The sequence below is a fragment of the Vibrio sp. 2304 genome (genome assembly GCF_033339475.1).
In the GTDB taxonomy this organism is placed as follows: domain Bacteria; phylum Pseudomonadota; class Gammaproteobacteria; order Enterobacterales; family Vibrionaceae; genus Vibrio; species Vibrio alginolyticus.
This window is the reverse complement of the sequence record NZ_JAWOUQ010000004.1, coordinates 246038-264017: the sequence shown is the minus strand read 5'-3', so window position 1 is coordinate 264017 and position 17980 is coordinate 246038. Positions and strand designations below refer to the sequence as shown.

Annotated in this window: 15 protein-coding genes; 10 read left to right on the top strand and 5 right to left on the bottom strand. The window is 46.7% G+C overall.

The window, feature by feature from the left end; genetic code table 11:
- Positions 1-10 precede the first annotated feature (10 nt).
- The 5 genes from R7P64_RS10630 to R7P64_RS10610 all read right to left on the bottom strand — a co-directional run bounded on the left by R7P64_RS10630 (position 11) and on the right by R7P64_RS10610 (position 5661).
- Positions 11-526 (bottom strand): protein disulfide oxidoreductase, encoded by a 516-nt coding sequence (locus R7P64_RS10630; protein WP_054729250.1) that lies wholly within the window; start codon positions 524-526, stop codon positions 11-13.
- Positions 523-2634, bottom strand: a complete 2112-nt coding sequence (locus R7P64_RS10625; protein WP_318123485.1) for a protein-disulfide reductase DsbD family protein — start codon at positions 2632-2634, stop codon at positions 523-525. The genes R7P64_RS10630 and R7P64_RS10625 overlap by 4 nt, the downstream gene beginning before the upstream one ends.
- A gap of 65 nt (positions 2635-2699) precedes the next feature.
- Positions 2700-3098 carry a hypothetical protein gene (locus R7P64_RS10620; protein WP_005376702.1) on the bottom strand — a complete coding sequence of 133 codons (399 nt, stop codon included), beginning with the start codon at positions 3096-3098 and terminating at the stop codon, positions 2700-2702.
- A gap of 102 nt (positions 3099-3200) precedes the next feature.
- The gene (locus R7P64_RS10615) at positions 3201-3803 is read right to left on the bottom strand and encodes a response regulator transcription factor (RefSeq protein ID WP_172563548.1); all 603 of its coding nucleotides are present in this window, start codon (positions 3801-3803) and stop codon (positions 3201-3203) included.
- 25 nt (positions 3804-3828) lie between these two features.
- The gene (locus R7P64_RS10610; RefSeq protein WP_318123484.1) at positions 3829-5661 is read right to left on the bottom strand and encodes a sensor histidine kinase; all 1833 of its coding nucleotides are present in this window, start codon (positions 5659-5661) and stop codon (positions 3829-3831) included.
- Positions 5662-5839: 178 nt separating this feature from the next.
- Between R7P64_RS10610 and dsrO the strand changes: the two genes are divergently transcribed.
- The 10 genes from dsrO to R7P64_RS10560 all read left to right on the top strand — a co-directional run bounded on the left by dsrO (position 5840) and on the right by R7P64_RS10560 (position 17926).
- Entirely contained in the window at positions 5840-6607 is a 768-nt protein-coding gene (gene dsrO, locus R7P64_RS10605) for a sulfate reduction electron transfer complex DsrMKJOP subunit DsrO (RefSeq protein ID WP_318123482.1), read from the top strand.
- On the top strand, positions 6604-7734 hold the full coding sequence (gene nrfD / locus R7P64_RS10600) for an NrfD/PsrC family molybdoenzyme membrane anchor subunit (RefSeq protein WP_318123480.1): 1131 nt from the start codon (positions 6604-6606) through the stop codon (positions 7732-7734). Before dsrO ends, nrfD begins: the two co-directional genes overlap by 4 nt.
- A gap of 17 nt (positions 7735-7751) precedes the next feature.
- On the top strand, positions 7752-10844 hold the full coding sequence (locus R7P64_RS10595) for a tetrathionate reductase subunit A (protein ID WP_318123479.1): 3093 nt from the start codon (positions 7752-7754) through the stop codon (positions 10842-10844).
- 277 nt (positions 10845-11121) lie between these two features.
- Complete coding sequence (locus R7P64_RS10590) at positions 11122-11685, top strand: c-type cytochrome (RefSeq protein WP_411979337.1); 564 nt, start codon at positions 11122-11124, stop codon at positions 11683-11685.
- A gap of 8 nt (positions 11686-11693) precedes the next feature.
- Entirely contained in the window at positions 11694-12746 is a 1053-nt protein-coding gene (locus R7P64_RS10585) for a c-type cytochrome (protein ID WP_318123475.1), read from the top strand.
- A 301-nt stretch (positions 12747-13047) separates the two neighbouring features.
- On the top strand, positions 13048-14379 hold the full coding sequence (locus tag R7P64_RS10580) for a paraquat-inducible protein A (protein WP_318123473.1): 1332 nt from the start codon (positions 13048-13050) through the stop codon (positions 14377-14379).
- Positions 14372-16018, top strand: coding sequence for an intermembrane transport protein PqiB (gene pqiB, locus R7P64_RS10575; RefSeq protein ID WP_213970712.1), 1647 nt, complete (start codon positions 14372-14374; stop codon positions 16016-16018). The genes R7P64_RS10580 and pqiB overlap by 8 nt, the downstream gene beginning before the upstream one ends.
- Positions 16018-16596: a membrane integrity-associated transporter subunit PqiC gene (locus tag R7P64_RS10570; protein WP_318123472.1), complete on the top strand. Its 579-nt coding sequence runs from the start codon at positions 16018-16020 to the stop codon at positions 16594-16596. Before pqiB ends, R7P64_RS10570 begins: the two co-directional genes overlap by 1 nt.
- A 110-nt stretch (positions 16597-16706) precedes the next feature.
- A complete protein-coding gene (locus tag R7P64_RS10565; RefSeq protein WP_017633868.1) occupies positions 16707-17480 on the top strand; it encodes a hypothetical protein in 774 nt (257 codons plus the stop codon).
- Positions 17481-17686: 206 nt separating this feature from the next.
- Positions 17687-17926 (top strand): hypothetical protein, encoded by a 240-nt coding sequence (locus R7P64_RS10560; protein WP_005376679.1) that lies wholly within the window; start codon positions 17687-17689, stop codon positions 17924-17926.
- Positions 17927-17980 lie beyond the last annotated feature (54 nt).

Below are 17980 nucleotides of genomic sequence, written 5' to 3'. Positions count from 1 at the left end.
TTTTATAGCGTTATCGAGCTAACCAAATTCTCGCTAGTATTCCTATCGGAGTGGTAACGCCAGTTGTTACAGAGGAAATTTCACCATTTCTTAAAACATAAATGGTTGGGGTCACGCTAATTTTCCATTCGCGCATAATATCGCTTGAAGGATCGTTTATGTTTTCGAAACGATATTCTTTTGCCCTCATAAACTGCGCCACACGCTCATTCGGTCCCGACGAGCCAGAGACGCCAACTACGGTGTAGTCATCACTCAGCCAGCTCACGCTTGGGCTTACAAATTTACAAGCGGGACACCAAGTCGCCCAAAAATAAACAACGACAGGTTGTTCATAACTTTGCGCGATTGCATCGAAGTATTCACCATCGCTCAATACGGAGCTCAATGGTGGAGCCTCCTGTTTAGGAATATCTTTGGTGCGATACCAATCCATCGCGATAGAAATCGCGGTGACAATGAGCACCATCTGTACGATTTGAATGAGCCAATATCGGAATGTTCTACGCTGCTTTGTCGAACTCATTGAATGGCTCCCCCACTCGCTTGTTTCACCGCGCTTAAAACAACATCATCAGTCAGAATCACAGGTAACGGGATACCTTGTGGCGCCGCCGGGCCATAGACGATGTTAAACGGCACACCGTAACGCCCATGAGCTCGTAAAAAGTCAGTTACCGAGCCGTCCGGATGTGTCCAATCCCCTTTTAACGTCGCTACATTAGGGCTTTGCAGCAATGAGTAGACAGGATCTTGCCAGATCACACCGATCTTGTTCGCTTTACACGTGACACACCAATCTGCCGTTACATCAACAAACACCACTCGCCCATTATTGACGTGATCTTCAATCGCCGAGTTAGAAAGCTTCTGCCACGCTAAGTCCTCAGGAAGCGGTGTCGCCCATTGGTCGGCAGTGACGCTACCAAGTAATAAGCCACCAGCTATCAACACTAATGACGCAGTTCCGGATACTGCAAGCGCTTTCTCACCATACACTTTCTTAACTCTTGCCATCATTACAACAAAAGCAACCACAGCTATAAGTGCAATCCATAACATCGGTACATGATTTGCCATTAATGAAAGTAGCCAAACGCTGGTTGCCAACATCATTATGCCAAACGCTATTTTAACGACATTCATCCATGGACCGGGCTTTGGTAGTTTCAGCGCGATACTTGGAAACACAGCGACTAAGATCCAAGGCAGTGCCATACCCAATGCTAATGCTGTAAAAGTTGCAAATAACGTTAATACGTCGGCACCCAAGGCAAACGCCACGGCTGTTCCCAGGAAAGGCGCGGAGCAAGGCGTCGCAAGCAATGTGGCAAACATACCTTGAACATAGTGACCAACTAGGGAGTTATCACCTTTCGAGGCCAGCCATGTATTGGTACCCGATGATAGACGGATTTCAAACAGCCCCAGCATATTGGCCCCAAACAAAGTGGTGACCAACACCATAAAACCTAAGAACCAAGGGCTTTGAAATTGCACGCCCCAGCCAATGGCATTACCTGTTAGCTTGAGCACCAAAATAAAACCAGCGAGAATCCAGAACGACGTTAATATACCAAGTGACGAGGCAACAAACTGAGCGCGAATTTGACGACGCTCGATACCTTGAGCGGCAACAATACTACTTAGCTTCATCCCCAAAACCGGAAGAACGCAAGGCATAATGTTAAGAATTAAACCGCCGAGCAACGCGAATAGAAAAACACTCGTTAGAGACGTGCTCGGCAACGGTTCAACTATTGCCTCAGCAGTTGCTTGAGTGGTTTCTTCTGCTAGTAAATTGGTGTCTTTGATGGTCACAAACAGCGACTGATCATCTAACTCCACATCGCCCAGCCAAGTATCAACGATATAGCTCGCGGTGACGATGTTTCCTTCTTGATGCATTCCTTCAAGCTTGAAGCTATAGTCTCGCGTTGCTTCATCGACACCATCCACCAGCACTTGTGGTTGTTGCCAACCCTGACTGTTCTTTAGCTTGATTTGTAGTTTCGATTGGTTCGCATCCCAACTCGCCTGAGTAACATCAATAAACGGCGATGGCTGCGGCACGTTGCTCACTGCTTGAGCGTAACTGAACATCACGCCTTCATCGACTGTTAGATCAGAAGGCAAGAACGTCAATTGAATTTGATAGTCCGTCAGCACACAAATCGTCGTACAAGAAGAAAGTGTCAGTACCGCATCAATCGTGACAGGTTTGGACATGTCTTCGACGTGCAGCGTCATGGGGAACAAAGTGTCGCCTTTATACCCAAGAGTCTCGATACCTAATAGTTCGAATTTTTGTGGGTGCGGCCATTGCCAATCCACTTTGGATAAATTTTGTGAATTTTGCCAATCAATAGATGGTGCTACGCCGCCCTCACCAGGTGAACGCCAGTAAGTTTTCCAGTCCCCAGCCAACTTGACGTCCAGATAACCAGTGATTGTTTTGGCTTGCGGATCTTGTTGACCAGTGAGCACAAAGCGCGTTTGCACTGGAGGATGTTGTGGGTTGGTCAGCCAACCTGTATCAGTAGTTTGAGCTGAAACACTCAGAGAGAGCAAACTCAAAGCAAGCGTCATAAAAAACATGGACGCAAACTGAGTCAGTTTAGTAATTTGATTCATAGTGATTCCTAGTTATAAAGACAAAGGTGCTAAATAACTGACGCTAGTGGTCAGAAAGCACGCTTTTATTCTCGGAACACACAGAAAGTCAGATGGACTCGATACTTACGGCCTATCGGTTCCGTCCAATGTTGCGCACCAATATAGGCACTGCACAACCAAATTGCCGAAGCAAAAAGACCGACAAACAGAACAACAATAAATACATCGAGTTGATGTTGAGAAAACTGAATTAACTTTTCAGACAATTCGCACTTGCTAGTTTCTTTAGTATCAATCGACTTGACGCTCGAACGCTCATCAGCAAGTGAAACCGCGGGCGATTCCGTCTCATATTTCATAGAGCATGACGATGCAAAGCCTGAATTTTGCATCAGACACACAACCACCACCCAGCCAATAATCGCCAGTAGCCATTTTGCCCGCTTATGTGGCGTGTGATGTCGTTTAGTCAACAAACTCATAAGAATTCAGATAAAGTAAGAACGAAGAAGATAATACGCGAGTCGTCATAAAGCTCAAGTTGTATCCCCTAAATAACCTTAAGAGGCTTCACTCGCTAAGCTTTAATCTAGCTTGCCATAAATATATGCCAACTCTGCGACGGTTTTTGCCGAGAACTTCTTCAATAGATTGGCTCGGTGTACTTCAACCGTTCGCATTGCTATGCAAAGTTCGTCAGCAATACGAATGTTGCGCTTTCCTTCAATGATCAAACGTAAAATGTCTTTTTCTCTAGGTGTGAGCGATTCATAAGCCGATTTTGCTGCTGCCATATCGAGGTTTGTGGCAGACTGCGCCTGTCCCTGCAAAATAGCTCGTGCCAGTTCATCGCCTTTGACTGGTTTTTGGAAGAAATTGACCGCCCCAGCTTGTAATGCATCGACCGCCATCGGAACATCACCATGCCCTGTCAGATAAATAACGGCCAACGGGCTGTTGGCTTGATTTAAAACTTGGTGCACTTGCTGACCACGAAGGTTGGGCATTCGGCTATCAAGGATCACGCATCCGGCCTGATGAATGTTCACTTTATCGAGAAAAGATTGCCCATCAGCAAAAGTCGTCACGTTGAAGTCATGCTCTTCCAGCATAAAAGCGAGCGAGTCACGCACCGATTCATCATCATCGACTACAAAAACAGGTAGCTGCTTTTCACCGCTGCTCATTGAATGCTCCTATGCCTAGTTCAGATTAGTTTTGATATGGAAACACAAGCTCAACCAAACAACCATGTGGTGCTGTCGAGCTGATGACAAACTCGCCACCATGCATTTCCATCACATCGCGACAAATGGCTAACCCCAGCCCAAGCCCTTCTTCTTTGCTACTCACAAACGCTTGAGTCGGATTCTCTTGCTGCAACCCTGTACCATTGTCTAACACTCGAATAGAGAGTTGATTGATTTGGTAATCGCAATGCAGGGCAATTTTACCTTGATAGCCTGATGAGTGATATTTCTCTTGGAACAAAGTACACGCATCAATCGCGTTGCTGATCACATTAACTAAAACCTGTTGTACGCCAACTGCATCGACAAGTAACGGACGAATGTTCCCTTCTGTACTGGCCACAATAGAAATGTTTTGCTTCTGCATTCTAAAATGGAGCAACTCAATCGTGTCATCAATGAGTACTTGAAGATCGCACGACGTTTTGTCGACACTGCGCTTGCGAATCAACGTTCTTAATCGCTGAATAATTGCATCGGCTCTTTCAACTTGGCCCTGTATTTTCTCAAGTACAGGGACAATATCTTCATGTGGGCGTTTTTTGGCCAAGCGAAGTAAACCGCCTTCACTATAATTGCGAATGGCTGCCAATGGCTGATTGAGTTCATGAGCAAGACTAGTGCCGATTTCTCCGACAATCGCGACCCTTTGTGAATGTTCTAACTGTTCACTTTTCTCTTTTAATCGTAACGATGTCTGCTCCAACGCTTGCTTACTCTTGCTAAATCGATACTCAAGCCCAAAGTGGTACGCGTTCAACACAATCACAAACATGAACAGCGCCCATGCCCATTCTTGATGACTACGCAGCCAGCGTAGAGCCTCACTCCACCAAGGTTGTTGCAACGGATGGAGATCCAACGCCTGATACAGTTTGTCGATACTCAGCAAGCTGACGGGGGACGTCCAACCTGACGCGCCTGCCGCAATAACCGCAGGGTGTTCAGGTGGCATCGCTAACAATACTTGCGCAATCTGTTTGGCAATCTGAGATGAGCCGCGCTCTGTTTTGGCAAATGACCAGTTCGGATAAAGCGGTGTGGAAACAGCGCATAACGAACGCTCGTTCGGCTGTTGATTTAAAACTCGGTAATTACTCGGTTGTAAAAGCCCTTCACTTAGCATCTGTTCCAATAAACAAGCAGGGACAACGGCCGCTTCCACATTGCCATCACGTAATTGATACAGGTTGGCATCAATAGGAAAACCAAGATAGCGGACATCAGAAAAGAAATCGTTTGGATTAAGACCCATTTTGACTATTTGATAGCGCATCGTGAGATAACCACCAAAGGCTTTTTCTGATACCGCTGCAACGGGACGTCCTGAGACATCTTGCACCGTTTGATAACTTGAATTGGCTCGAACCACAAGCGCCGAACCAATGCCGTAATTCGAGTTTTGTGGGGCTCTGCTGGTTAGCGTTGCCATCCACGACAGCGCGTATTGCCTGCCCAATCGCACTGCCTGACCTGGGTTGGTTAAGATGAAATCTATCTTCTGAAACTTCACCGCTTCGCCCATTTCATCCAAGTTAAGGGGATGAAGGACAAAATGCACATCGGAAATTTGCTGATTGAGCCAATCAATGGTCGGTTGCCATCTCTGCTCAGCATAAAGATGACCACGTATCGCTAACACGCCCACTTCGACTTTTTGCTTGGCCTGTGGCTGCTCTGCTTTTTGCTCTTGCATTCCTTGCAGATCTGCTTGTTCAGAAACTGCGCCGTGAGCCAAAGATGCAAAGGCAACTAAGCAAAGAATCCAAAGCTGAAGCCACAGTGCTTTTTTCATGATGAGTCGAATCGTTCCGTCAAGAGAGTACGACAAGAATAACAGCTACCTTCCCTAAACCACATTTGTTTTAGATCAAGTTTGATCTGGGTATGTGGAAATCCACAATATAAGCCTCGCGGTGCATTTCTCACAATGGAAGCATTCAATTCAAATACAACAAAAAAGCAGGTGAGTTATGGATTCCACCAAACGTCGCTTTCTCAGCGCGGTCACAGCCGGAGCCGCGTTAATTCCAGTCGCAGGCATTGGCACGGCAACTGCGGGAAACATTATTCGAAATAACCAGTCCGCTGACCGAAAAGGACAAGTCGGCAAGCGTTATGCCATGGTGATAGATTTGCGTAAATGTGTCGGATGCCAAGCGTGCACTGTGGGTTGCAGCATCGAGAACCAAGCGCCAATCGGTCAATTCCGAACCACCGTAAAGCAATACGAAGTTACGTTAGATGATGGCTCTACAGCCACGCGAGAAGCAAAAGCCTTTATGCTACCGCGCCTTTGTAACCACTGCGACAACCCGCCTTGCGTGGCAGTGTGTCCGGTTCAAGCAACCTTTCAGCGCGAAGATGGCATTGTCATGGTGGATAACAGTCGCTGCGTAGCGTGTGCGTATTGTGTACAAGCTTGCCCTTACGATGCTCGCTTTATCAATGAAGACACCCTCACCGCAGATAAATGTAGCTTCTGTGCTCACCGTCTAGAACAAGGTCTATTGCCTGCCTGCGTGGAAACCTGTGTTGGCGGTGCACGTGTAATTGGTGATTTGAATGATCCATCAAGTGAAGTCCGCCACTTAATTGCGAAGCACCAAGACGATATCAAAGTGCTAAAACCCAATGAAGGCACCAAGCCTCACGTGTTTTACATCGGCATGGATGAACGCTTCACCAGCCACATCGACGGACAACCTGCTATTTACGACCCACAGGGAGAGCGCGCATGAACATCACCGAAGTGTTAGTCCAACCTCAAGCGATGGCTTGGCTCCCGTGGGCGGTGCAATATTTCTTCTACATCGGTTCGGCTTATGCGGCTGCTGTTTTATTCCTAATCGCCCTATTATTTGAAAAACACACCAGTCACAGACTGCGCGCTGCGCTTGTTCTGACGCTGGCCATCGGCGCCATCGTGGGGCCATTAGCGTTAACTGGCGACCTTCACCAACCGGGACGCGCATGGCATTTTTACGCACACATCACTCCGTGGTCATGGATGTCTTTAGGGTCGCTTTTCTTGCCTGTTTTCTCAGGTTTAGCGGTAGTGACTGCATGGCTGTATCTCCGCGAGGATCTGATCAACTTACGTAATCAGCCAGGGAAAGTACTGCCTCTAATTTCAAAGCTGTCACTGGGTGACTGGGCGCGCTCTCGTAGAGTCATGCTTATGGTATCTGTTATCACGGTGCTATCAGGCATCACCATTGCAGTCTACACAGGCGCTGAAATTGCAGTCGTTAAATCGCGCTCTTTATGGCACCAACCCGCGTCGCCGGTTCTTTGGTTTGTCACTGCGTTTATGAGCGCGGTCGGATTTTCTCTGTTGATTTGGCTCTTGCTGCCTAGTCAGTCAAAGACGCTGACATCTGGCGATACTAATTTACTTAAAAAATCAGTGGTTACCAGCGGTGTATTAACGCTGATACTGCTACCGATTTGGGCATCCAACAATTCCGCATTTTCGCTCTATTCTAGCGAACAATGGATGCACAACATTGCCCTGCTCACTTTTGTCGTTTTAGGTTGTGTTTTGCTCGCTTTCATCTTCTTGCGCGATACCAAAAAGTCCGCATCAGCCAGATTTCGTCACGTCATAGGGCTCTGTGTTGTGTCTGCTGCCGCACTGGCAAGTGCATGGCTGATTCGCTGGTTTACCATCATGGAAGTGCAAACCATCGCCAAGTTCGATGCAGGGCTGTATCCATACCAACTCACTATGGATGGAAATGGCTGGATAGGCATTATCGGCATGCTCGGATTATGGCTTGCACTGGCACTGCTCGGTTCGGAGCTGGTTCAGCCAAAACAAAAGATCGAAGTAAAAGCCTCATCACTCACCTTAACTGAACGCTAATCAAAGAGGATTTCATCATGGATAACAAACGCCGTCAGTTTTTGAAATCAGGCATTGCAGTGGGTGGGCTTGGCGCATTCGCTGCGGGTTACGCCACCACCACCAAACACATGGTCGAGGGTGCGCTCGAAGGCACTGCGGGAGAAAAAACGCGTGATATTCACCACGGTAACTCGCTTGAACCTGAGTACACGGTCAACAGCAAAGGCAACCTAATCCCTAATCCAAATCAGCGCGTTGCGCCATCGATGTGTTTTGGTTGTTGGTCACTGTGCGGATTGCGTGTACGCATTGGTAACCGCAGCGACGAGATTTTGCGTATTACTGGCAACCCATATCACCCACTCTCTCATCAGCAACACATTCCGTTCGAAACGCCAGTCAAAGATGCTTATTTAAGTTTGGCAGGAGAAGCGGGTCTTGACGGTCGTTCAACAGCATGCGCACGTGGCAATGGGATGCTAGAAATTCGCAACAGCCCGTACCGCATAACTCAGCCACTGAAACGAGTTGGAAAACGCGGCGAAGGGAAATGGATTCCGATCAGCTACGAGCAATTGATAGAAGAAGTCGTAGAGGGTGGTGATTTATTTGGTGAAGGCCATGTTGATGGCTTACGCGACATCCGCGATTTAACAACGCCCGTAGATCCTGAAAACCCGGAATATGGACCGAAAGCCAACCAATTGTTAATGACCAACGCCGGGAACGAAGGCCGAGACGACATATTCAAACGCTTCGCGTTCAATAGCTATGGTACACGTAACTTTGGGCATCACGGCTCTTACTGCGGCTACGCATTTCGTGCTGGCAGCGGCGCATTCATGAACGACTTAGATAAGAACGCACACTTAAAGCCAGACTTTGATAATGCGGAATACATCATCTTCATCGGTATGTCGCCTGCGCAAGCTGGCAACCCTTTTAAGCGCCAGGCGCGCCAACTCGCCAATGCGCGAACAGAAGGTAACTTGGAATACACCATCATCACGCCAAGTTTGCCTGCGGGTTCATCGAGCTTGGCCGCCGGTGACAACAACCGCTGGATACCAATCAAACCGGGTACCGATTCTGCCCTCGTGCTTGGCATGATCCAGTGGATCATCGAAAACCAACGCTACAACAAAACCTTCTTGGCGCAGCCGGGGGCAAATGCGATGAAGCGAGCCGGCACCGCGCACTGGTGTAATGCTACGCATCTCGTGATAAGCGATAATCAGCACCCGAGAAACGGCACGTTTTTACGCGCGTCGGACTTGAATCTGCCATTCGAGGGCGAAGCGTTGTCTGACTCCGACCCGTACGTCATCGTGGATGAGCAAAGCGGCGAATTTGGTGTTCATACCCAAGCTGAGGAAGCGGCACTGTTTGTCGATAAAACGGTTTCGCTTGCATCGGGCGAAGTGCGCGTAAAATCGTCTCTACAAAGACTCAAAGAAGAGGCGTTCAAATACAGTCTTGCGTTCTACAGCCAACAATGTGAAATCCCTGTCGAACAAATTGTTGAACTAGCAAAGCGCTTTACCAGCCACGGAACAAAAGCGGTGGTCGATACCCACGGTGGCAACATGCACACCAATGGGTTCTATAACTCGTTTACTATCATGATGCTCAATGCGTTGATTGGTAATATCAACATGAAAGGCGGCGCGATGGCCAAAGCGGGTGGCTATCCAACTTCCGCTGCGGGTCCTCGTTACGACTTCACCAAATTTGCTAGCAAAGTCGGCCCGAAAGGCGTCTTTTTATCGCGCAGTAAATTCCCATACCACAAAACCAGCGAATACAAACGTCGCGTTGAGGCAGGAAAATCCCCTTACCCAACTCGCGCACCTTGGTATCCGTTTGCAGCGCCACTGCTGACAGAACACCTATCTGCGGCTATTGATGGTTATCCATATCGCGTTAAAGCGTGGATCAACCACATGGCGAACCCGATGTATGGTGTGCCCGGTTTGAAAACGCTGCTGGAAGACAAGCTTAAAGATCCAAAACAACTCGGTTTGATTGTGTCTGTTGATGCGTTCATTAACGAAACCACCGCATTGTCGGATTATATTGTACCTGACACGGTCACCTACGAAAGCTGGGGTATGGCAACGCCTTGGCACGACGTTCCGGTGAAAACCGTCACCGCTCGCTGGCCGATTGTGGGAGCGCGAACAGAGAAAACCGCCGATGGTCGTTCAATTTGCTTAGAAAACTTTTTGATTGATGTCGCCAAGAAAATGCAACTAGGCGGCTTTGGTGACAACGCGATTCAAGATGCGCAAGGGAATTGGCACGCTCTCCACAGCGCTGAAGATTTCTACTTACGTTCCGCGGCAAACTTGGCTTATGTGAAAGGCGGGGTACCTGAAGTTTCGGCAGAAGACATTGCGTGGTCCGGCCTAGAGCGTTTAATGCCAGCCATGCAGAAGACGCTGACAGCGGATGAGATGAAACGTGTGGCGTTTATTTTTGCTCGCGGTGGACGTTTTGAAAATGCAACCGAAGCGTATCAAGGTGAGCAAATGAAGCACAAATGGACACGACCTGTCGCGATATGGAATGAACGTGTCGGCAGCGCAAGAAACACCATGACCGGTGATTTCTACACGGGTTGCCCAACATGGCATCCACAAAAGCTGGCCGATGGCACACCAATGGAAGACCAGTTCCCAAGCTCAGAATGGCCTTTCAGCCTGACGAACTTTAAATCCAACATTCACAGTGCGGTATCCAACCTATCGCCAAGGTTGAACTCGATTAAAGGCGTAAACCCAGTGTACATCCATCCAATCGATGCCGAGCGCGCAGGCATTAAAACGGGTGATGAGTTTGTTATCGAGACACCATCTGCAAGCACCAAAGCACTTGCGATGATAGTCAGCGGGATTCGCCCTGGCACACTCGGATTTGAACATGGGTTTGGCCATACCGAGCTAGGACAACGCTCGCACTGGATCGGCGATAAGCAACAACCCGTAAAAACGCGCAGCCAAGATGGCGTCAATATTAACGACATTGGCTTAATTGACCCTACTCGAGAAGGCAAAGGCGTGTTGTTGGATTGGGTCGTGGGCGCGGCGGCACGTCAGTCCCTGCCGGCCAAAATCCGCAAAGCGTAACGCCGCACGTTAAGACGTCTCTACCACTTAGAGCTGCCGATTTGTGCAGCTCTTCACCACTTTGTTTTTATCGCTTATAGAACAACCAATAAAAACAAATACGGCCATTTACACTTATTAAATATGTGGAAATCCACAATACCTTTCATTATTGACAAGGCCGACAATATCGTCCAAGTGACTACCAAGTAGCACTTAGACATATTAATCAAAATTAAAGTGAGTCAGCATGTCAAAAATTCTTCCAGTGGTGGTGGCCTGTTTGTTAGCAACCACTATGGGCGCAAGCGCCTCTTCTATTCCGGAAAAAGCCAGCGTATGTAGCGGTTGTCACGGCCAAGATGGCATGGGACAGCCAAATATCGCGCCGATGATCGCTGGTTTAAACGCGAACTATCTCAACACTCAAATCGAACTATTCCTTAGTGGCGAACGCCAAAATGTGGTCATGCAAGGCATGGCGAAGGAACTCAACGATCCCGCAGACCGTAAGGAAGTTATGGAGTACTTTGCTAACCTCCCGAGCTACGAGTTCACTAACCCAGAGCAACGCGGCGACCAAGCCGACATTCGTAACCCGTATCGTAAATTGATCTTCCAAGGTGATTGGGATAGAAACATTCCAGCTTGCGCGACTTGTCATGGAGCCAGCGGAATGGGCGTCGACAAGGTCCCTCGCCTCGCAAGCCAACATGCTGATTACTTAAAAACGCAATTGATGGCATGGAAAAACGGCACTCGCAGTGGTGACCCGCTCAATATGATGGGGACCATCGCAAAAAATCTCACTGACAAAGAGATCGAAAATCTTGCTTACTACTTTGCCTCATTACGTTACTAGGAGCAGTCATGAAACGTTTCTATTCTTTGTTCGCATTGCCTTTCATTTCTACGCTCGTACTAGCTAACGATCCGTTACCGGACCGCCAGAAAGAGCTGCCTGCGATAGAAAAAGAAAAGCACGGTGAATACTTAAAACCGCGTGATCTCAGTACAATTCCAAACACCGCATTTGGTGAGCAAGTAAAACGTGGTTACTCGCTCTTTGTTAACTCACAACAAATGCGCGGAAAATACGTTGGCAACGAACAAAACTGTGTGAACTGCCATATGGAGGCAGGACGAAAAGCAAACGCTGCGCCACTGTGGGCAGCTTACATGGCATACCCGGCATATCGTAAGAAAAACGATCGCGTAAACAGCTATGCTGACCGTATCCAAGGTTGTTTCGAGTATTCCATGAATGGTAAAGCGCCCGCTTACGATTCGCCAGAAATTGTTGCCCTTAGTGCTTACGCCTACTGGTTAGCGATGGGCGGCTTGCTTGACAAACATGGTATGGCGGATGAACCCATTCCAGAGCTAGACGCAAAAGCGTTGCAAATTGGTGGAAAAGCAAAAGACTTCCCGTTGCCCGAAGCCATCGCACAAGCATTACCAATTGAAAATCGAGGTAATCTCTCTGGGCGTGGCTACCCAAAAATCGCCGCCCCTGAGCAAGAACCATCAATAGAGCGAGGCGCATTGGTCTACGAAAAAAACTGTGAAACTTGCCATCGCGCCAACGGTTCAGGCATCAAAGACACCAACGACCATTCATACATTCCACCACTTTGGGGCGAATATGCGTATAACTGGGGCGCAGGTATGCACCGGATTAACACTGCGGCCTATTTTATTTACGAAAACATGCCGCTTGGGAAAAGTGTGCAGCTGACAGAGCAAGAAGCTTGGGATGTCGCAGCATACGTCAACAGCCATGAGCGTCCACAAGATCCTCGATTCAAAGGCAATGTCACCGCAAACGCGGAGAAATATCACCAGCACCAAGGCTATTACGGCAAAACGCTCAACGGTACGCAAGTCGGCTCCAATGCCTTTAAGAGCGGAACGGTCAAGTAAAGTACAACTAACCACTTTAAATAAAATGCTCTTTTTTCCTGCTCAGACTATCTGGGCAGGGTTACTTACCCTTAAAAACAAGTAATTACCCCTCCACAGACAAGCAATATCACATTATTTTCGGCTTCCAACATACTCATCTTCGCCGTAAAATCTTGTACCAAACGCGACTTCGTTTATGTCTTAGATCTCCCATATCCTCTAATGCCAAAAGTAAGAAACTCGTAAACTCCTGAATCAAAACAAGCGTGCCTAGTGAAAAAAGAGTATTCTTAAAGCAAATGAATCTAAAACCTACCCGATGAGTATTCAACCTAATTCCCGTCAGTTAATTTCATGCGAAGAGTGCGGCCTTGTTGTTCGCATTCCCGATATCGAACAGGGGCAAAAAGCACAATGTCCTCGATGTTCGCATTCGCTGACTAAAGTGAATGCCAAGCCTTACCAAAGCGTGATCGCCATATCATCGGCATGTTTGATCATGTTAGTGCTAAGCATTTCTTTCCCTTTTATGTCGTTCAGCGTGCAAGGATTGTCGCAAGAAATCACCTTGTTGCATGCCGCCAAAATGCTGGCTGAGTTTCAAAATGTGCTTTTGGGTGTGCTGCTACTCGCAACAGTTATCGTTTTGCCTGCAATCTATGTTGGCCTCATTCTCTTTCTTCACCTTGAAGCATTAAAAGCACGTAAACATACCCCCTCTAGAAAGCAGCAACGAATGGCAAAAGTTTTATGCCGTCTTCTGTTTCGAGTCGAACCCTGGTTAATGGTGGATGTATTTTTGATTGGCGTGTTGGTCAGCTTAATTAAAATCGCTTCCCTCGCAGACATAGGAATGGGCACTTCATTCTGGGCGTTTTGTGTATATACCGTTCTGGTAGTCAAATGCATATCAATGGTCGACAAAAGCTGGCTCTGGGGACACTTTATTCCAGCTATCGAGCTATCTGATGTAAAAGAGGGTGATACGCACCATAACCACAACCATATTGGTTGTCATACGTGTCACCAGCTCAACCCTATTGAAGCTAAAAAACACCAACACTGCATTCGTTGTAAAAGCCCTATTCACAAATACAACCCCGCAGATAATTTACAAAAAGCTTGGGCGCTTTTGTTTGCTTCAGTCATTTTCTATATCCCTGCAAACCTCTACCCTATGATGTACACCGTAAGCCTTGGACATGCAGAAGGTTCAACTATCATGGAGGGGGTAATATTGCTTTGGCATTTAGGTTCTTACCCTATTGCGATGGTAATTTTCTTTGCTAGCGTATTTATTCCAATGGCGAAAATGCTGGCACTCACGTGGCTGTATTACAATGCGCAAAAAGCGCGATATCTTCCGCACGAAGAGAGTATTTCACGCTTAAAGATCTACCGCATAACTGAGTTTATTGGTCGTTGGTCTATGATCGATATCTTCGTCGTCGCGATCTTAGTTGCACTGGTTCAACTGCAAAACTTAATGGCGATTTATCCAGGTCCTGCTGCGCTCTCTTTCGCGGCAGTGGTCATTTTTACTATGCTTTCTGCAATGATATTTGACTCACGTTTGTTGTGGCAATTGCCACAAAACGAAGTGCAGGAGCCGATTTCTGACAACTTAAACGAGAAAGCCAAATATGAGTGATGAGAACAACGTAACCGCTCAAATAAAACCGCAAAAGCAGATTTCTGCGATATGGATTGTCCCGATCCTTGCGCTAGCCATGGGAGCGTGGATGCTGTTCCAATATATCAACAGTACAGGCCCACAAATTACTCTCCAACTGCCAACCGCAGATGGGATTGAGGTTGGCAAAACCGAAATCCGAGCATTGAATGTAAAAGTCGGACTGATTACTGAAGTCACTCTCAGTGAAAATTACGATCACATCATCGCTAAGGCACAAATGAACAAGGATGCAGAACGCATGCTGCGAGATGACACCATGTTTTGGGTGGTGAAGCCTCGTATTGGCCGTGATGGCGTTTCAGGTTTAGAGACCTTGCTCTCTGGCGCTTATATCCAACTTCAGCCGGGTAAATCTAAAATAGAGAAAGAGCGCTTTACGGTCTTAGATGTTCCCCCAGTCGCCTCTCCTGATGCAGAGGGGTTACGCCTTGTGTTAACACACCGCGAGGCTGGTAAGCTAGGCGTTGGTGACCCCGTCATTTATAAAGGCTTTACGGTTGGTCGCGTAGAGAAAACCAGCTTTGATGTTGACACTCGCAAAGCGTTATACCAACTCTTTATTTTCAAGCCTTATGACAGCTTAGTGCGCACTCGTACCAAGTTCTGGCTGAATTCTGGCGTAGATTTACAGCTCAATGCTGAAGGGTTCGAAGTCAAGTTTGGCTCATTAGAGAGCATGCTAACGGGTGGTGTTACCTTCGATACCGTTCCAGGTCTTGAATCCGGTGAACAGCTCACTGAAAATATGGTCAACTTCCGCTTGTACGATGATATTAAACAACTTCGAGAAGGTATGTACGATGATTATATTGAATTCGTTATGCTTTTTGATGAATCGGTACGAGGACTTAAACGTAAGGCACCTGTCGAATATCGAGGCTTGAGAATTGGTACTGTGATGCGTGTACCAATGCGACTTCCAACCCCAGAAGAGAACTTTTCTGCGAAAAAAATCCCTGTATTGGTACGTATCGAGCTCGGCCGTGTTTATGGCGATTTCCAATCCCAATCTTTACCAATGTTAAAAGATAAATTGAAGAGTGAGTTTGCTAAAGGCCTACGTGGTACTTTAAAAACAGGTAACTTATTAACAGGCGCACTGTATGTTGACGCCGACTTCTATCCAAATGACGAGCCTTACGTACCGAGTAAGTTTGCTGATTTAGATGTTTTCCCAACCATGCGTGGTGGTTTTGCGCAGGTTCAGCGCCAAGTGAACGACTTCCTAAATAAGATTAATAACTTACCGATGGAAGAAACGCTAGATTCTCTCAATTCAACGTTAAAAACGTCTGAAAAAACGTTAGCTTCAGCAGAACGCGTGGCGGACAGTATTGATAAACTTTTGAATCAAAAAGAGACGCAAGAGATCCCAACAGATATTCGCCAAAGCTTACAGCAATTACAAAAAACACTCGATGGTTATGGGCCCAACTCAACCATGTACAGCGAAATGGAAGCCACGCTAAAAGAATTAGAAAGCGTGATGACAGAGTTTAAACCCGTACTTAAACAGCTAAACGAAAAGCCAAACTCTCTTGTGTTTGGAGAAGATGAAATCAGTGACCCAATACCAATTAAAGGCCAAAACTAATGAAACGAGTATTCTTTCTGTCTATCGCGCTATTTGTCGGCCTAACGGGTTGCAGTAGCGCTCCGCAAACTAAAGGAGCTATGTACCTTCTACCTAAGGTGGAACCAGTGACGCTGAGCTCTTCTGATATCGCTCAGCCCCCAACTTTAGTTGTTCGTCCAGTGACATTGGCGAGTTATTTGAATGATAATGGCATTGTTTATCGAACCTCTGAGACCCAAGTTATTCAGGCGAAACACAATCAATGGGCGCACAGTATTTCTGAGCAAATCACTCAGAGAGTCGTCGCGGAACTACGCCACAAGCAAAGTCATTACTGGCCGACTGAAATGAATAATCTGTTGGATCAAAGCGGTGAAGCCAAACTACAGCTTACGTTAAATAAATTTAATGGCAGCTACAAAGGTAATATCGAAATTGAGGGAGAATGGTTACTCATTAATGCCGAAGGTAAGGTCGAAAACAGTGCGCCAATACAAATCTCAAAGCCGCTTCAAGATGAAGGCTATGAAGCGCTCGTCAACGCTTTATCCATAGGCTTAGAAAGCCTAACCTCAGACATTGCCAAACAACTCTAAGTCAATGTTAATTACAGGGAAGCAAGTTGCTTCCCTTTTTTATGCAGAGTGTAGCGACTTCTACTAAGCTGAAAGCTGACGAAAAGCCGAACAGCCGAAAAGGAAATTGGATGAAACCATGTAACCTGCTATCACTCTCCTCACTCATTCTTGTATTACCTACATCAGTAGCGCTCTCAGCCGAGACACAAGAATCTCGTTGGCGAAATAGCATAGAAGTGTACATGCTAGGACTGAATATCCACGGGGATACCAGTATTGGTCGCTTTTCATCAGAGGTGGATGTCGATCCTAAGTTCATCGTAGACCACCTCGATATTGGGGCGATGTTGCGATTCGAGAGTATTTACCAAAGTAAGTGGGGCTACTACATAGATTATAGTTTCATGAACTTAAGTGGTGATGTTAATAATATCAAGGGCGCTCTGCCTAACGCTCGTTATCGTGCGGACATCGAAATACGGCAAGGTGTTCTAGAAGCAAAGGCATTCCAACGCGAACAATATTCATTTGGTAAACTGGATTATATGTTTGGATTACGTTGGTGGGACAATGACATCACCGGCAAGCTGTATCGTAATGACAACCGGGTACTAGAAGATAGACTGTCATTACAAGAAGATTGGGTCGATTTTTTAGTTGGCTTGCGACTCATTGATGAATTGAGCGAAAACTGGCGATTTCATGCCAGCATCGACGCCGGACTTGGCAACGATACTCACTTCACTTATGCCATTCAAACTGGTGTTCGTTATCGCTTTAACGAATGGTCTGATCTCAACTTAGCTTACAAGTCGACCTGGGTCGATTACAAAAATGAAGAGGTATTTGAATATGATACGGCTTCTCAAGGGCTTTTAGTCGGACTTGGCTTTTACTTTTGATTAGGTTGAACCCTAGCCTATATTCAAGCGTTGTAACTTGTACCAACTCTAGGTACACGTCTAGTGCCACGTTACAGATGCTTAAATAAGGCAAATTGATCTTCATCAGACTATAAATTGCTCTTCGGTGCTACTCTCTGTCACAAAATATAAAACCCCACTCTATGACCTCATATAGGTCTTGTTGATAAGGTTCCCGAGTAGCAATGTCGATTAACATTTCCGATTTAACCACCGCCCTAAATAAGGTGGAGCATATTCATAAAGTGCAGCTTGAAAACGTACATCAGTTCTTCAAAGCAAACGAAGCTTTCTCGTTGCAAACATTCAGCCAGCTGATATCAAGCGACTCGCTTGATGATCGATTTAAAACCATCGATAAAGCGTTCTCTTTGCTTGGTGATGCAAAAACCTACCTTTTAGAAGCGTCTTACCTTATTAAGTAAAAAAGAAAGCCCCGATAAAATTCATTACCGGGGCTATCATTTTCTATCTAAACT